Origin of the sequence: Bacillus sp. SJZ110 (genome assembly GCF_006715455.1) — a bacterium.
GTDB classification, from domain to species: domain Bacteria; phylum Bacillota; class Bacilli; order Bacillales; family Bacillaceae; genus Bacillus; species Bacillus subtilis.
Window position 1 is genome coordinate 88,922 of the sequence record NZ_VFNF01000007.1, and the last position, 14,907, is coordinate 103,828.

The window sequence follows — 14,907 nt, forward strand, 5'->3', positions numbered from 1 at the left end:
GTTCCCCTCCTATCCTGACTTTCTATCAGCATATGATAGATAGGAAAAAAAGGTTGGACGAAAACAGGGGGCGATACGCCGTTTTACTTGTACGCGATAAAAATACAATGACCCATGTACTCACTATATAACTGCATGAGCTGATAATGTGTTTGAAGCGTATCGTAATAGATGGGATCAATCGTTTGCGATAAATCCATTTCTGTGGTTGGTTCAAATTCCATGTCTTCCGGAAGAAGTGTCATCGCTTCTGTTTTTTGAAAGCCATAGGATCTTAGGAGTTTATGCCATTCGCTTTCTTCATGTAAGCAAGTAAATCCGTAAAAATCCATCATTTGCTTCTTTTCTGCAGGGGGCATCGGTTTTTTTAAAGCAGCTTCGATACCAATCAGCATCCCGCCGGGTTTTAAAACTCTTGAAATTTCTTGAAGAGAGGATGTCAGGCGTGAAAAACTGAGGACCGATTCTGACAGGACGCAGGAAAAGGACTCAGAAGAAAACGGGAGATGTTCCAGCTCCGCCTGATATGCAGGGATGGCAAGCCCTTCATTCGCAAATCTTTTTTTCGCTTTCTCAAGCATAATAGGATCTTTATCAACGACTGTTACAGGATACAGCAAATGTCCTAAATAAGCCGCCGTTTGCCCTGTTCCGCATCCGGCATCAAGAATCGGCTGATCCGGGGAGGGCGCAGCCTTTTGCAAGACCGCTTTTGAAAAAGCCAGCCCGCCTGGGTGCGCCCCTGCGACACCGAATAAGGACAGCATTTCTAAATATCGGCTCAATATCGAATCCTCCTTTTTCCTTATCATATGTCGTATAAAGACATAGGTTTATGAAAAGCAAAAGAAGGGCGTTTCTCTTTCATTTCTGCTCCGAGTTGACGAATAAGAATTCGTCCATGATAATAATGTAAGAAGAAAAAGGTGGTGTTTAATTGAAACGGCAATTAAAACTGTTTTTTATTGTGCTGATCACTGCAGTTGTCGCTTCGGCGCTTACTTTATTTATTACGGGCAATTCCAGTATCCTGGGCCAAAAATCAGCAAGCACAGGAGACAGTAAGTTCGACAAATTAAATAAAGCGTATGAGCAAATCAAAAGTGATTATTACCAAAAAACAGATGATGACAAATTAGTAGACGGAGCAATTAAAGGAATGATTCAATCACTGGATGATCCGTACTCTACATATATGGATCAAGAGCAAGCGAAATCATTCGACGAGACGATTTCAGCATCTTTTGAAGGAATCGGAGCCCAAGTAGAGGAGAAAGACGGAGAAATCCTTATTGTATCCCCAATTAAAGGTTCACCTGCTGAAAAAGCCGGTATCAAACCGAGAGACCAAATCATTAAGGTGAATGGAAAAAGCGTAAAAGGCATGAATGTAAATGAAGCCGTCGCTTTAATCCGAGGCAAAAAGGGCACAAAGGTGAAGCTTGAACTGAACAGAGCGGGAGTGGGGAATATCGATCTTTCCATTAAGCGCGATACTATTCCTGTAGAGACTGTCTATTCAGAGATGAAAGACAACAACATCGGAGAAATTCAAATCACTTCTTTCTCTGAAACAACAGCTAAAGAGCTGACAGATGCGATTGACGGTTTAGAGAAAAAAGGCGCCAAAGGCTATATTTTAGACTTGAGAGGCAACCCGGGCGGCTTAATGGAACAGGCGATTACGATGAGCAACCTGTTCATTGATAAAGGGAAAAACATCATGCAGGTTGAATACAAAAACGGTTCAAAAGAAGTCATGAAGGCCGAAAAAGAACGGAAAGTGACCAAGCCGACCGTCGTTTTAGTAAATGACGGTACAGCAAGCGCAGCCGAAATTATGGCCGCTGCCCTTCATGAATCGTCAAACGTACCGTTAATCGGCGAGACGACATTCGGAAAAGGTACAGTGCAAACGGCAAAAGAATATGATGATGGCTCTACTGTCAAACTGACAGTTGCCAAATGGCTGACTGCTGACGGCGAATGGATTCACAAAAAAGGCATCAAGCCTCAAGTGAAAGCTGAGCTGCCTGATTACGCGAAGCTGCCGTATTTGGACGCAGATAAAACGTACAAATCAGGTGATACAGGCACAAACGTCAAAGTGGCTCAGAAAATGCTCAAAGCACTTGGTTACAAGGTAAACGTTAACAGTACGTATGACCAGGACTTTGTATCTGTCGTCAAACAGTTCCAGAAAAAAGAGAAGCTGAAAGAGACAGGCATACTGACTGGCGATACAACAACGAAATTAATGATAGAACTTCAGAAGAAGCTGTCTGATAATGATACGCAAATGGAAAAGGCAATTGAAACACTGAAAAAAGAAATGTAAAAAAACCATACGCGGCTGCCGCGTATGGTTTTTTTATGCACCCTTTTGATTTGGATTAGCGTCTTGTTTTTTGCCAAATAAACCTTCAATGACAGGATTGGATCCCGCGTTTTTAACGAACAGCGGATTCAGGATCACCACAGCGATCATGTTGGCGGCCAATCCCCAGAATCCTTCATAAATGCCATGTGCGGATTGAGTGGTATACACAATAAACGTAACCGCAAGGCCGACTAATAATCCGATAACTGTCGCTTCTTTCGTTTGACGCTTCCAGAATAGACTGACAGCAATCGCCGGGAAGATTTGCACCATGCCGGATACACCTAATAGCTGGAGTGTCACTAAGGCAGTCGGGAACAGCATTCCAAACAGCAGCGCGAGACCGATGACAACAAACACCATTGAACGTGTGACGAGGGTCAGCTTGCTTTGCGACACATTCGGATGAATCAAATCCCGGTATAGGTTGTTGGCGAATAAATTCGATGCGCCGATTGCCATAATGGAACAAGGTATTAATGAAGCAAGAGCGATAGTGGCATATGCAAAGCCTTGTGCCACGCCGCCGTAAGATGTTTGAATCAAATGCAGCAGCGCGAGTCTTGGATTTGTATCTTCCGGCAGGATAAGAAAGGCGATAAAGCCAAGAAAAATGACCAAAATTAACACGATATTATAAAGCGGCAAAAACATGCTGTTTTTTCTTACTGCATCAGCGCTTTTCGCCGTGAAAACTCCTGTAGCGGCATGTGCCCACATAAAAAGTGCCAGAGCGGAAACAATAGATGCTGTGATAAACCAAGGAATGCCTTTTGGTCCTTCTGACGGTATCGTCAGCATTTGCGGCGCTTCCTTCACTAACGTGTCAATCATTGGCGTCCAGCCGTTAAAATGAATGAGAGGGAGGGACACCACCATAAACAGCATAATGACCCATACTAAAATGTCCTTAATGATGGCTGTATATGTGGGCCCTTTAATCCCGCTGAAGAATGTGTAAAGAGCAACCAGAATAAATGAAATGATCACAACGAATTTTACGTTAATATAGCCAGTGCCGGCAACCTGAAGCGTGTCTTGAATGCCGCTAAGCTGAAGGCATATGTACGGAATAAGCATGAGTACCCCAACGATGGCAACGAGGCTTGCCAAAAGCTTACTGTTAAAACGTTCCCGGGCATAATCCGCGAGTGTTGTTAATTTATGAATTTTCGCAACTTTCCAAAGTTTTGGCAAGAAGAAGTAGGCGATAAAGTAGGCCAACACAGAATAAGGAATGGCGAAAAATGCAACACTTCCGCCTGTAAAAGCAGTACTGGTCAACCCTAAGAAAGTATAGGCCGTATAAAGGTCAGCGCCTACTAAAAACCAGACGAGAAGACCGCCGAAGCGTCTGCCGCCGACAGACCATTCTTCCACAGAAGTGCGCGAGGATTTGTCTCTTCCGGCGAGAAAGCCGATACAGACAACGGTTAAAACAATAATAGAAGTAATGAGAAGTGCAGTCAGATTCCCTTGCATTATTCAAGTCCTCCATCTTTTTTTTGCATCTGATAAATGCCAAACGAGCATAACGGCGTAACAATAATCCACAGCAGCAGCCAAAAGTGGAAAAACGGCAGGCCGAACATAATCGGTTCTATTCGATTCACAAGCGGCAAAAGCGCGAGCTGAACGAATGGCAAAAGAATGAGAATAACAATAAGTGCTTTTTTAACCATTTACTTTCCTCCTGAAACATGATAATGCTCACTATAATAGCAGTTGTTAGAAAAGATCACAAGATAATTATTAGAAAAAAATGATTTTTTCAATTATTTAAACAAAACACATGGTTTGCATCCTTTTCAATAAAGGTTTAAAATAATAAATATCTTGAAATCGAGATAAATAGGAGTGAGAAAATGAAAACAGAAGGATTGCACCATGTCACAGCATTCGCCAGAGATCCGCAAGAAAACTTGCGATTTTATACAGAAGTGCTTGGGCTCAGACTTGTTAAAAAAACAGTAAACTTTGATGATCCCGGGACGTATCATTTTTACTTTGGGAATCAAAACGGAGATCCCGGTACAATAATGACCTTTTTTCCGTTCCAAGGAAGCGGACAGGGAACGGTAGGAAAAGGCCAAGCGGGCCGGGTGTACTTTTCAGTTCCCTCAGGCTCCCTGTCTTTTTGGAAGGGGCGTCTTGAGAAAAGCGGGCTGAGCCTAGAGGAAAAAACGTTGTTTGGTGAAAAAGGTCTTATTTTTGATGATACAGAAGACCTTCCGCTGGCGATCATGGAGGATGCGAAAAGCGGCAAAAGCGAGTGGACGCCTGACGGGATCACAACAAATGAAGCAATTACGGGAATGAAAGGTGTGCTGCTATATTCCTACGACCCGCAGGCGACCATACAATTGTTAACGGAAAGCTTTGGATACACCAAAGTGGCTGAAGAAGACCAGATTGTCAGACTGGCAACCTCAGCGGCCGTCGGCGGTGTCATTGATGTCCATTTACACCCTGAAAAAAGAGGAGTCGGAGGATATGGTACGGTACACCATGTAGCGTTTCGGACTAAGAAAAAGGAACAGGCGAAATGGCTGCCGATTATTGCTGAAAACCATCTGCCTTCGTCAGAAATTCTCGACAGGGAATACTTTACATCAGTTTATTTCAGGGAGAAAGGCGGTATCTTATTTGAAATTGCCACAGATGAACCGGGCTTTATGACAGATGAAACGTTTGCTGATCTAGGAACTTCCTTAAAACTGCCTGAATGGCTGGAGAAACATAGACAACAAATTACAGACGTTTTACCTGAACTTTAAAAGGGGGAATTTATAATGAAGCATATTTATGAAAAAGGAACATCTGACAACGTACTTTTGCTGTTGCATGGCACGGGCGGTAATGAACACGATCTGCTTTCATTGGGGCGGTTTATAGACCCTGATGCCCATTTGCTTGGTGTCAGAGGATCGGTGCTTGAAAATGGAATGCCGCGATTTTTCAAACGTCTGAGTGAAGGAGTTTTTGATGAAAAGGATCTTGTGGTGCGGACAAGAGAATTGAAAGATTTTATCGACGAGGCTGCAGAAACGCACCAGTTTAATCGCGGCCGAGTGATTGCAGTCGGTTATTCAAACGGCGCAAACATTGCGGCAAGCCTGCTTTTTCATTATAAAGATGTGTTAAAAGGGGCTATTCTGCATCATCCAATGGTTCCGATTCGGGGTATCGAGCTGCCTGATATGGCGGGGCTCCCTGTTTTTATCGGTGCCGGGAAATACGATCCTCTTTGCACGAAGGAAGAATCAGAAGAGCTTTACCGCTATTTACGTGACAGCGGGGCATCAGCCTCCGTTTACTGGCAGGACGGGGGCCATCAGCTGACTCAGCATGAAGCTGAACAGGCTCGTGAATGGTACAAAGAGGCGATTGTATAAAAAAACCTTAGTCCGGATTTCGGACTAAGGTTTTTCATATCCTTACAGCCAAGTTGATACTTTTGAAAGCGGCAGACGGTTGCTTTGATGCGCAGGCTTCACTGCTTTGCCGATTGAAATAAGCATAACCGGAACATAGCGCTTACTGATATCAAATTGCTTTTGGAACTGCTCTTTGTTAAATCCGCCAATTGCGCAAGTGTCATAACCTTTTGCTTTTGCGGCAATCATAAGCTGCATAGCAGCTAAAGAAGCATTTAAGAAAGCGGAATCACGTGCGAATTGCTCGCTTTGGTAAGCACCGTTGATTTGGCCGAGTAATGTTTGTTTGATTTCATCCGTAATATAGCCTTGGCTTGCTAATTCAGCATAAACTTCTTCACCGTTTTCATTTGCCTTTAAATCGCCTAAAATGGCAACAACAGCAGAAGACTCAACGATTTGTTTTTGATTATACGCTACAGGAAGAAGCTCAGCTTTTGATTCATCGCTGTGGAATACTGTAAAATGCCAATGCTGAAGGTTCCAAGCGGAAGGCGCTTTAGCGGCAAGGTCTAATAGCTCAGTCAGCTCCTCCTTAGAGATCGGGGCATTTGTATCATATTCCTTTACAGATGCACGTGCTTTTAAAACATCCAGAGTATTCGTCATAGTGTTTCCTCCTTCGGATAAACGTGGTATGATAATAGAAAAGTTAGAAGCTTACTAAATGTAACTTGAAAGATTATTGTAATGGATCATTGAATACATGTCAATCAATAGATGAAGGGATGAAGGCTTGTGGGAAATACGATGTGCCCTAAAATGGAATCCGCATTCTCATTGCTGGGAAAACGATGGAACGGTCTGATCATCCATGTGCTAATGGATGGGCCGAAACGGTTTAAAGAGATAACGGAAACAATACCTATGATCAGCCAAAAAATGTTGGCAGAGCGCTTGAAGGAGCTTGAACAAAACGAGATTGTCGAACGGCAGGTTCTCCCTGAAACGCCGGTCAAAGTCATCTACACGCTGACTGAAAAAGGAACAGCGCTTCAAGCTGTATTTCAAGAGATGCAGGCATGGGCCGATCAATTTTGCGAGCCTGGTGACACAGTGTGTGAAGAAGAGAAATAAGGAAAGCGGCGTCTGAAAAAGCGCTCTTGTTTCCATGGTGAGTCATGTAAGTACGGTTCACACCCGTTTACATGACTTTTTATATTTGTCAGACTGATATTTCCGGATTGACAAAAGTGTCATGTGCATATGAAGGGGATATATAAAATAGGAAATGATCAATAAGCTATAACATCCAACCTATTGTAAATGGGGATTATGATGTATCTTATTATGCAAATCAGCAAAATTTTATATTTTCGGCCAAAACCCAGTCAGCTTCCAATTGGCATTTAAACCGGATATAAAAGGAGATCCAGGTTTTTCGTATTGCTGGATGCTTCTATACTGATGACTTCCGCATTTATGAAAAAAGAGAGAGCTTCTTTGGAGCTCTCTCTTCTTTTTTTTGTGGGGAGACGAAATCTTATAGTTTTCCATTCAAAAATTGCGCCTCACCGAGACCAAAACTCCAGTCTGCGTCACCATTCTCAGTAATAGATACCATTAGGTCTTCAGGGGAAATTCCGCATTTTTCTTCTAGCCTTTCAGCAAGCAGAGCATATAATTTTTCCTTTTGGCTTTTGGTTCTTGCTTTGCTGGTCATACTGATGATGACCAGATCCTTGCTTCTTTGCAATCCTAATCCTGTATCCTGGATAATAAGCTCGTTTGCAGGGTGCTGGTGGACAATTTGATAACGGTCTCTTTCCGGAACACCAAATGCTTCAACCATCGCTTGGTGAGCAGTATCTAATAACAATTGCAGCGATTTTTCATCACGGCCTTCAATTACATCAAAACGCAATAATGGCATGTGTACTCCTCCTTCTGTGAAGTTGTTATCCGTCTGTTCTCATATTGTCATATTTGCTTCCAGACAATGGATAGATATAATGATTGGCAGTCAACTTTTAAAAACATAACATATAACCAAAAGTTAATCAACATATAACTAATAAATCATTGGGTTAGGCGGTAGGTAATTGAGACAAGCTCATAAAAACGATTGACAGTCATTGATTAGGAGATTAGTATGAACATATTAGTTGATCAAAAGGTAACAATCATATAACCAATACGTTGTTATTTATAAATGAAAGCGTTTTCTATTCATCTAGGCATGAAAAGCGCCGAAACAATGTCGCGAGAATCATATAAAACACTTTTGGAGGGGTTTCCATGCCGATTTTAATTGTAGCTGTCGGAGTGCTGATTCTGTTATTTCTCATTATTAAAATAAAATTAAATACCTTTGTCTCACTGATTGTCGTTTCATTTTTAGTAGCCATCGGACTTGGAATGGATATCAATAAAATTGTTCTTTCAATTGAGACTGGAATTGGGGGGCAACTGGGGCATTTAGCTTTAGTGTTTGGACTTGGCGCAATGCTCGGGAGACTTGTCTCAGATGCTGGGGGCGGCTACCGGATTGCCATTACGCTGATTGACAAATTCGGGAAGGAACGAATACAGGCGGCGGTTGTAGTTGCCTCTTTTATCATCGGTATTGCGCTGTTTTTTGAAGTGGGTCTTGTTCTGTTGATACCGATTGTTTACGCGATTGCTAAAGAATTAAAAATGCCTTTTCTGTATCTGGGAATCCCGATGGCCGCCGCCTTAAATGTTACTCACGGATTTTTGCCCCCGCATCCTGCTCCAACTGCTATCTCAGTTGCATACGGTGCCCATATTGGCCAGGTGCTGCTTTTTGGAATCATCATCGCTGTTCCGACAACTGTGATTGCCGGGCCTTTATTTAATAAATTTGCGATGAAACGGTTTCCTGGTGCGTATCAAAAGCATGGAAACTTATCGGGGTTAGGACCGAGGAAAGAATTTCAGCTGGATGAAACACCGGGCTTTGCGATCAGTGCTGTCACGTCTTTATTCCCGGTTATCTTTATGGCAATGGCAACAGTTTTTTCTTTATTATTGAATGAACATTCAAAAGGAAAAGACATTATAGAATTTATCGGCACTCCAGGAACGGCAATGCTCATTTCGCTGTTGCTTGCACTCTATACGATGGGATATGCCCGTAAAATATCTATGCAGGAAATCAGCAGATCTATTTCAGAATCAATTTCGCAAATTGCGATGATGCTGCTCATCATAGGAGGGGGAGGAGCGTTTAAACAGGTGCTGATTGACGGCGGGGTCGGCGATTATGTCGCTGATTTTTTCCGCCAAACAAACATGTCGCCGCTATTCGTTACATGGACCATCGCCGCGGTTCTGCGTCTGTGTCTAGGCTCTGCTACCGTGGCTGCGCTTACCACAGCGGGAATGGCAGCTCCGCTTATGGAGGCTGGCAGTGTAAACCCCGCGTTAATGGTGCTTGCAACAGGAGCCGGCAGTGTCATTGCGTGTCATGTAAATGATGCAGGATTTTGGATGGTAAAGGAATTTTTCGGCTTGAGCATGAAAGAAACATTTCAAACCTGGACGCTGCTTACAACAGTTCTTTCGGTTACAGGACTCGGCTGTGTGTTTTTGGCAGAGCTTGTGATGTAACAATCATAGACAGTCCGTAGCCCAATCGTTTTTCTTCCTTGCTGAATACTTTACGTATAGGCAGACATAAAGGAGGAAAAAATCATGTACCCTCATCATTCGTATTTACGCGGAATCCCAGGTCCAGCCGGATATCCGGCGCGTAGTCCTTTTTTGTTTGGCGCTCCTCTAGTCGGCGGTTTATTAGGCGGTTTTCTCGGGAGTGCGCTGTTTAACTATTCTCGTCCCTATGCCTATCCTCCTGGCCCTTATGGATACGGAGGCGGACCGTACGGTTTTGGTGCCGGCGTGCCATACGGGGGATATCCCGGCTTCTATTAATAAAAACGGCCTGCATCGATTGCAGGCCGTTTTTTATCGGATGATTTCTACCTCGGACATATTGTAGTCTTGCTGCTTTTGAAACATGACTTCCAGAAGGCCATCCTTATAGACGGCTTTTGTTCCTTTGCGTTTGACTAAACAAGGAAGATTTACTTTTTTCGGATGATCTGCTCTTGGGAAGTTTTCCAACCATAATTCGTGAGATGTGTGTTTGATTCTCACTTGTTCCAGCCATTCTTCGCTGATTGGCACCTTTACAAACACATGGTCTGCAGTTTCGAATATATCAATATCAGGTTTGACATCAGGTTTGGCGGGCTGTTCTTTTTGGGGGAGAGGATCGCGGAAAGGAAATTGAGCCGCATAATCACTGCCGAACACACTTTCCATCACACGATTGACATACGTTTCAACTTCTTTCGGATCAGCTTTTTTTAATGCTTCTTTAGAAAATTGATTGTGGAAAGGAAAGTACTTGTTCCACTCAAACATTGTCTTCACATCCTTTCTTCACGGACAAAATAGTATATGCCCGCCAGATCTTTCACGTGATATAATATAAGATGCTCTAAAGAAAGGCAGGGATATAAATGCAATATTCAGAAACAAAAAAAGGCGTTATTTACACAGCCGTTTCCTTTATCATGTGGGGCCTGTTTCCGCTCTATTGGAAGCTTCTCGAACAGCTGCCGGCTCTTGATATTTTGGCTCATCGTATTATATGGTCTTTTGTTTTTATGTGTATCGTACTTTTTTTCTTGCGGCAATGGAAAATAGGATGGCAGGAGCTGCGCTCTCTGAAAAAGAACGGAGGGATCCTCTCTTTATTTCTTGCTTCTATCCTGATTTCGATCAACTGGTTTGTATACATATGGGCTGTAAACCATGGCTTTTTGCTTGAGGCTAGTCTTGGCTATTACATTAATCCGCTTGTATCAGTGCTCCTTGGGATTTTATTTTTAAAGGAAAAACTGAATCGCCTGCAATTAGTGGCCGTTTCGATTGCGGCAGCCGGTGTCATCATCTCGGCGTTCCAATACGGCTCCATTCCTTATGTTGCGCTTCTCCTCGCATTCAGCTTTGGGCTGTACGGGTTAAGCAAAAAAAGAACAAGCCTGCCGAGCGCCATCGGTTTAACGCTGGAAACATTCATGATTATGCCGATTGCATTAGGGTATTTGCTGTTCAGCGGACATGTTCAGCCAGCGGGTGCAGAAAGCGGAGGGACGTGGCTGCTTCTCTTTTTGGCCGGTGTGTTTACGGCTTTGCCGCTCTTATTGTTTGCGGAAGGAGCGAAACGGCTGCCACTGTATCAAGTCGGTATCTTACAATATATTGCGCCGACCATTACCCTTCTGATCGGGCTGTTTGTTTACAATGAGCCATTTTCCAGCTCGAAGGCTTTTACATTCAGCTGTATATGGGCTGCGCTGATCTTGTTTACGTTTTCACAAGTGAAGTGGAAACGGGCGTCAAAAAGCCATTGAGGCCTTTGGCTTTTCAGCTGATGCATATATTATGTATAATCATTTCATGTATGTAAGACATAAAGGAGCAAGACGATGGACAATGATAAAGAGATAGTGAAAGCCTATGCTTCACTTTGGAATAACCGATCTCTCGCACATGATGACGCAGAAGCGGTAGCAGAGGCGATTGATCTTGAGCTCTTGGATAAACGAACACATCCAAGACTCCGAAAACCGATGCTGGAAAAATATTTTGCCGCGATTCAGCGCATTGTGAATTCACAGCTCGAACCGGCTGTGAAATATCAGCTGGTCAAATTACATACAGAACGTGCAGCGCATTTAAAAGAAGAAAGAGGGGAGCAATCATGAAAGCGATCATAAAAGAAGATGTGCAAGCATCTTTAGAACGATATGCGGACCGCCCTGTATATATCCATTTAGAAACCACCACAGGTTCTTATTCAGCGCACTTAAATGAAAAGAACATGACGGTTGTTGCGTATATCCGCAATGCAAAAGTCACTTATCATCAGGCAAAAATCAAAGGCAACGGGCCTTACCGCGTTGGCTTGAAAACAGAAGAAGGCTGGATTTATGCTGAAGGCTTGACTGAATACACGGTAGATGAAGAAAACCGTTTATTAATGGCGGGACACCTGCCGGGCGGTAAACTGGCTATTTCTCTGCAAATCAGCGAAAAACCGTTCACAGTTTAAAGAAAAGGGTGAATAATAATGAAAGAACATGTACTAGTAATCCTGCCTCACCCTGATGATGAATCATATGGAGTGGCAGGCCTCATTGCCTTAAACAGAAAAAAAGACATTCCCGTTACGTATGCCTGCGCTACTTTAGGTGAAATGGGCAGAAATATGGGCGATCCATTTTTCGCGAACCGGGAAACGTTGCCGCTATTAAGAAAACAAGAGCTCATCAATGCTTGCAAAGAAATGGATATCAATGACCTTCGTATGCTTGGACTCCGTGACAAAACGCTCGAATTTGAAGATGATGAGTATTTAGCTGATATCATGGAAGAGATCATAGATGATGTAAAACCAAGTTTAATTGTCACATTTTATCCCGGACACGGTGTGCACCCTGACCATGATGCATGCGGGGAAGCGGTTATCCGTGCATTATATCGCAAAAAGAAAGAAGACCGTCCGCGCACGCTCTGCATGGCCATTACCCGCAATAGAGAAGAGGTTCTCGGCGAAGCTGATGTCGTACTTGATATCAAAGAAGTAGCTGATATTAAAATGAATGCGTTAAGAGCTCACCGCACACAAACAGAAGGCATGCTCAGAGAGCTTGAAGAGAAATTGAAAAATAATGAACCTGTTATGGCAACATGGTTTGAAGAAGAAATATATTGGACGTATCAATGGAATGATTAATCAAAAAGGTATAAGGCCTTAAGCCTTATACCTTTTTTAATTTTAAGTCCGATGCAATTGCTGAAGCGAGAGTGGATCTCAAGGAAATACCTTCGAAAGACAAACCTAGCTGAACCGCTGTTTGCGCGATTTCCGGACGGATTCCAGACAAAGTTGAAGAAACACCGATTAAACGAAGCGCCTCAATCAGACTGAACAGCTGATGAGCAACCATCGTATCAATCACAGCTACTCCTGACAAATCAATATACAGTTGTGTCACCTTTTTTTTCGCACATTGATGCAGTGTGTTTTCCATAATCAGCTTGGCGCGGACTGTATCAATATCTCCGATTAAAGGCAGCAGTCCGACGCTGTGAAACAGCACGATGACCGGAGCGCTCAATTCAGTAATCATATCTTTTTGGGCCTGAAGCTGAAGGCTTGTGTTTTTGTACATTTCTTCTATAAAAATATGAATCACAAGATCAAACGCTTTTATAAGGGCGTGATACAGGTCTTCGGCTTCTTCGTTTTTCACAGTATCCTGATTGAGATGGACAAATTCTTTCACATAGGAAACATATAAATCTCTCACTCTGACAAACTCCCGAATAATATAGTGGATAGGAGTTTTTAAATGCTCTTGATCCTGTGTGACTTCAAAGGCCCATTCTTTCAGTATAGGCAAGTATACATCCTCATTATCTATAAAAATACGGTTTATTTTATAGTTAAAGGCAAGATTCTGGCTCTTTAAATTGTGAATGACAACAGGGTCTGTTGAGGCATAAATGGAATTGGGGTCAGTCTCCTCGATTGTTTCATACCACGTTGAACTGATGGTTTCCGCATGCTGGGAAAGATACTCGAATAATTTTTTGTTTTTTGCCATGATTGATCACCTCTTTTAAATGTGTTGTTTTTGCGAATAACGTTTTTGCAGTTTTGCCAGCCTGAAAAACAGCCCAACTGCTCCGGCGGCGAGTCCTGCTATTAATCCAATCCAATAGCCGAATGCACCGAGGCTTGTAAACGTACCGACCATATAACCGACCGGAAGGCCAATGACCCAGTAAGAGACAAAAGCGGCCGCAAGCGTATAGTTCACATCTTTGTACCCTCTGAGTGCTCCTTGGATCGGTGCGGCAACAGCATCGGAAAGCTGAAAAAATAGCGCATAAATTAAAAAGTGCTGTGTCAGCCGGAGCACATCGGGGTCAGAAGTGTACATGCCCGCAATTTGCTCTCTGAATAAAAGGATACAGGCGGCAGTGAACAAAGAAAAGCCGATTGCCATCATGATGCCGATTAAGCTATATGAGCGTGCATCCTTAAAACGGGCTGCACCCGCTTCAAACCCGACAACAATTGTTAGAGCCATGGACACGCTGAGCGGCAGCATATATAAAAGAGACGCAAAATTCATGGCTGCCTGGTGGGACGCGATGGTCACTGTATGAAAATGGCTCATTAGAAGCGTGACAGCTGCGAAAATGCTCGTTTCAAAAAACACGGCGAACCCAATAGGCAGCCCGATTTTGAGCAAATTTTTGCATGCTTTCCAAGAGAACTTATACATGGTAAGGAAAATCCCGTATTCAGAAAACGGTGCGTTTTTATGAATAATGAAAAAACTGATGATGCAGATACACCAATAAGTTAAAGCGGATGCCAGCCCCGCGCCGACACCCCCAAGTGCCGGCATTCCGAACTTCCCGAAGATAAATACATAATTCAATACAAAATTGATCGGAAGAGAACTGAGTGTAATCATCATGGTGACTCTCGTTTTTCCTAATGAGTCGATGAATGATCTCAACACGGTGTAAACAAATAGAGGGAAAATTCCCAGTGATAAAAAGCCTAAAAAGTGTTTAGCAATCTGATGCACGTGAATATCAAGGTTCAATCGGCCAAGAATAAGGTCAACTGCAGCATATCCAATCAATAAAACGGCGATGCTAAGTAGCGCGGCCACGTATACAGCCTGTAAAACAGTAAAGGGGATCTTCTGTTTTTTCTCTGCGCCTAATAGCTGAGCGACAATCGGGGTGACCGCCATTAATATACCTGCAAGTCCTGTGTAAACAGGGGTCCAAAGGCTTGAGCCAATCGCGACACCCGCTAAATCAGCGGGGCTGACTTTCCCTGACATCACCGTATCTAGAAAAGTCATAAGAGAAAGCCCCGCCTGGGTAATGAATATCGGTATTAAAATGTGCAAGAGCTGTTTGATTTTTTCCCGGGCATTTTGAGTTTCTTTCATACATTGATCTCCGTTTCTTTTTCATAACGAGAGAAATTATAACATTTTATGTATAAAAAGCAATGAACGCCGG

The 14,907-nt window shown here is 43.1% G+C and carries 18 protein-coding genes; 10 read left to right on the plus strand and 8 right to left on the minus strand.

The features are described from left to right. Window positions 1-83 precede the first annotated feature (83 nt). Window positions 84-785 (minus strand): class I SAM-dependent methyltransferase, encoded by a 702-nt coding sequence (locus FB592_RS18350; RefSeq protein WP_015714112.1) that lies wholly within the window; start codon window positions 783-785, stop codon window positions 84-86. Window positions 786-937: 152 nt separating this feature from the next. Between FB592_RS18350 and ctpA the strand changes: the two genes are divergently transcribed. Further along, window positions 938-2,338 carry a carboxy-terminal processing protease CtpA gene (gene ctpA, locus FB592_RS18355; RefSeq protein WP_103804325.1) on the plus strand — a complete coding sequence of 467 codons (1,401 nt, stop codon included), beginning with the start codon at window positions 938-940 and terminating at the stop codon, window positions 2,336-2,338. Between the two features lie 33 nt (window positions 2,339-2,371). On the opposite strand, the gene FB592_RS18360 is transcribed toward ctpA, so the two are convergent. Both FB592_RS18360 and FB592_RS18365 read right to left on the minus strand, forming a co-directional pair. Beyond that, the gene (locus FB592_RS18360) at window positions 2,372-3,862 is read right to left on the minus strand and encodes a sodium:solute symporter family protein (protein WP_103804322.1); all 1,491 of its coding nucleotides are present in this window, start codon (window positions 3,860-3,862) and stop codon (window positions 2,372-2,374) included. Beyond that, window positions 3,862-4,062: a DUF3311 domain-containing protein gene (locus FB592_RS18365; RefSeq protein ID WP_003231189.1), complete on the minus strand. Its 201-nt coding sequence runs from the start codon at window positions 4,060-4,062 to the stop codon at window positions 3,862-3,864. The genes FB592_RS18360 and FB592_RS18365 overlap by 1 nt, the downstream gene beginning before the upstream one ends. A 183-nt stretch (window positions 4,063-4,245) precedes the next feature. On the opposite strand from FB592_RS18365, the gene FB592_RS18370 reads away from it, so the two are divergent. Together FB592_RS18370 and FB592_RS18375 are read left to right on the plus strand one after the other, a co-directional pair. Continuing rightward, the gene (locus FB592_RS18370) at window positions 4,246-5,157 is read left to right on the plus strand and encodes a ring-cleaving dioxygenase (RefSeq protein WP_049141178.1); all 912 of its coding nucleotides are present in this window, start codon (window positions 4,246-4,248) and stop codon (window positions 5,155-5,157) included. Window positions 5,158-5,172: 15 nt separating this feature from the next. Beyond that, a complete protein-coding gene (locus tag FB592_RS18375) occupies window positions 5,173-5,775 on the plus strand; it encodes an alpha/beta hydrolase (RefSeq protein ID WP_003231194.1) in 603 nt (200 codons plus the stop codon). Window positions 5,776-5,817: 42 nt separating this feature from the next. Here the strand turns inward: FB592_RS18375 and FB592_RS18380 are convergent, their stop codons facing one another. Beyond that, complete coding sequence (locus FB592_RS18380; RefSeq protein WP_021481484.1) at window positions 5,818-6,426, minus strand: nitroreductase family protein; 609 nt, start codon at window positions 6,424-6,426, stop codon at window positions 5,818-5,820. Between the two features lie 129 nt (window positions 6,427-6,555). Here FB592_RS18380 and yodB point away from each other — a divergent pair, with 129 nt between their 5' ends. Next, window positions 6,556-6,894 carry a transcriptional regulator YodB gene (yodB, locus tag FB592_RS18385; RefSeq protein WP_004399427.1) on the plus strand — a complete coding sequence of 113 codons (339 nt, stop codon included), beginning with the start codon at window positions 6,556-6,558 and terminating at the stop codon, window positions 6,892-6,894. A 406-nt stretch (window positions 6,895-7,300) separates the two neighbouring features. Here yodB and FB592_RS18390 read toward each other — a convergent pair whose 3' ends face one another. After that, window positions 7,301-7,690 carry a tautomerase family protein gene (locus FB592_RS18390; protein WP_141949947.1) on the minus strand — a complete coding sequence of 130 codons (390 nt, stop codon included), beginning with the start codon at window positions 7,688-7,690 and terminating at the stop codon, window positions 7,301-7,303. Between the two features lie 365 nt (window positions 7,691-8,055). Here FB592_RS18390 and FB592_RS18395 point away from each other — a divergent pair, with 365 nt between their 5' ends. Together FB592_RS18395 and FB592_RS18400 are read left to right on the plus strand one after the other, a co-directional pair. Beyond that, on the plus strand, window positions 8,056-9,390 hold the full coding sequence (locus FB592_RS18395; protein ID WP_141949950.1) for a gluconate:H+ symporter: 1,335 nt from the start codon (window positions 8,056-8,058) through the stop codon (window positions 9,388-9,390). 84 nt (window positions 9,391-9,474) lie between these two features. Beyond that, window positions 9,475-9,711, plus strand: coding sequence for a hypothetical protein (locus tag FB592_RS18400; RefSeq protein WP_004399366.1), 237 nt, complete (start codon window positions 9,475-9,477; stop codon window positions 9,709-9,711). A 33-nt stretch (window positions 9,712-9,744) separates the two neighbouring features. Here the strand turns inward: FB592_RS18400 and FB592_RS18405 are convergent, their stop codons facing one another. Next, window positions 9,745-10,206 carry an Hsp20/alpha crystallin family protein gene (locus tag FB592_RS18405; protein ID WP_021481480.1) on the minus strand — a complete coding sequence of 154 codons (462 nt, stop codon included), beginning with the start codon at window positions 10,204-10,206 and terminating at the stop codon, window positions 9,745-9,747. A gap of 98 nt (window positions 10,207-10,304) precedes the next feature. Between FB592_RS18405 and rarD the strand changes: the two genes are divergently transcribed. The 4 genes from rarD (at window position 10,305) to bshB2 (ending at window position 12,586) form a co-directional block, all read left to right on the plus strand. Beyond that, window positions 10,305-11,201 (plus strand): EamA family transporter RarD, encoded by an 897-nt coding sequence (gene rarD, locus FB592_RS18410; RefSeq protein ID WP_021481479.1) that lies wholly within the window; start codon window positions 10,305-10,307, stop codon window positions 11,199-11,201. Window positions 11,202-11,276: 75 nt separating this feature from the next. Next, window positions 11,277-11,555 carry a hypothetical protein gene (locus FB592_RS18415; protein WP_021481478.1) on the plus strand — a complete coding sequence of 93 codons (279 nt, stop codon included), beginning with the start codon at window positions 11,277-11,279 and terminating at the stop codon, window positions 11,553-11,555. Then, window positions 11,552-11,902 carry a YojF family protein gene (locus FB592_RS18420; protein ID WP_003231213.1) on the plus strand — a complete coding sequence of 117 codons (351 nt, stop codon included), beginning with the start codon at window positions 11,552-11,554 and terminating at the stop codon, window positions 11,900-11,902. Before FB592_RS18415 ends, FB592_RS18420 begins: the two co-directional genes overlap by 4 nt. 18 nt (window positions 11,903-11,920) lie before the next feature. After that, a complete protein-coding gene (gene bshB2, locus FB592_RS18425) occupies window positions 11,921-12,586 on the plus strand; it encodes a bacillithiol biosynthesis deacetylase BshB2 (protein WP_021481477.1) in 666 nt (221 codons plus the stop codon). A 25-nt stretch (window positions 12,587-12,611) separates the two neighbouring features. On the opposite strand, the gene rsbRC is transcribed toward bshB2, so the two are convergent. Beyond that, on the minus strand, window positions 12,612-13,460 hold the full coding sequence (rsbRC, locus tag FB592_RS18430; RefSeq protein WP_021481476.1) for an RsbT co-antagonist RsbRC: 849 nt from the start codon (window positions 13,458-13,460) through the stop codon (window positions 12,612-12,614). A gap of 15 nt (window positions 13,461-13,475) precedes the next feature. Then, window positions 13,476-14,834 carry an MATE family efflux transporter gene (locus tag FB592_RS18435; RefSeq protein ID WP_021481475.1) on the minus strand — a complete coding sequence of 453 codons (1,359 nt, stop codon included), beginning with the start codon at window positions 14,832-14,834 and terminating at the stop codon, window positions 13,476-13,478. Between the last annotated feature and the right edge of the window lie 73 nt (window positions 14,835-14,907).

Excerpts from the sequence above, each read along its gene's own strand:
- FB592_RS18360 (WP_103804322.1), bottom strand. The coding sequence starts at position 3,862 with ATGCAAGGGAATCTGACTGCACTTCTCATTACTTCTATTATTGTTTTA.
- FB592_RS18375 (WP_003231194.1), top strand. The coding sequence starts at position 5,173 with ATGAAGCATATTTATGAAAAAGGAACATCTGACAACGTACTTTTGCTG.
- FB592_RS18390 (WP_141949947.1), bottom strand. The coding sequence starts at position 7,690 with ATGCCATTATTGCGTTTTGATGTAATTGAAGGCCGTGATGAAAAATCG.
- FB592_RS18395 (WP_141949950.1), top strand. The coding sequence starts at position 8,056 with ATGCCGATTTTAATTGTAGCTGTCGGAGTGCTGATTCTGTTATTTCTC.
- rarD (WP_021481479.1), top strand. The coding sequence starts at position 10,305 with ATGCAATATTCAGAAACAAAAAAAGGCGTTATTTACACAGCCGTTTCC.
- FB592_RS18415 (WP_021481478.1), top strand. The coding sequence starts at position 11,277 with ATGGACAATGATAAAGAGATAGTGAAAGCCTATGCTTCACTTTGGAAT.
- FB592_RS18420 (WP_003231213.1), top strand. The coding sequence starts at position 11,552 with ATGAAAGCGATCATAAAAGAAGATGTGCAAGCATCTTTAGAACGATAT.
- FB592_RS18405 (WP_021481480.1), bottom strand. The coding sequence starts at position 10,206 with ATGTTTGAGTGGAACAAGTACTTTCCTTTCCACAATCAATTTTCTAAA.
- bshB2 (WP_021481477.1), top strand. The coding sequence starts at position 11,921 with ATGAAAGAACATGTACTAGTAATCCTGCCTCACCCTGATGATGAATCA.
- rsbRC (WP_021481476.1), bottom strand. The coding sequence starts at position 13,460 with ATGGCAAAAAACAAAAAATTATTCGAGTATCTTTCCCAGCATGCGGAA.
- FB592_RS18400 (WP_004399366.1), top strand. The coding sequence starts at position 9,475 with ATGTACCCTCATCATTCGTATTTACGCGGAATCCCAGGTCCAGCCGGA.
- FB592_RS18380 (WP_021481484.1), bottom strand. The coding sequence starts at position 6,426 with ATGACGAATACTCTGGATGTTTTAAAAGCACGTGCATCTGTAAAGGAA.
- FB592_RS18365 (WP_003231189.1), bottom strand. The coding sequence starts at position 4,062 with ATGGTTAAAAAAGCACTTATTGTTATTCTCATTCTTTTGCCATTCGTT.
- FB592_RS18370 (WP_049141178.1), top strand. The coding sequence starts at position 4,246 with ATGAAAACAGAAGGATTGCACCATGTCACAGCATTCGCCAGAGATCCG.
- FB592_RS18435 (WP_021481475.1), bottom strand. The coding sequence starts at position 14,834 with ATGAAAGAAACTCAAAATGCCCGGGAAAAAATCAAACAGCTCTTGCAC.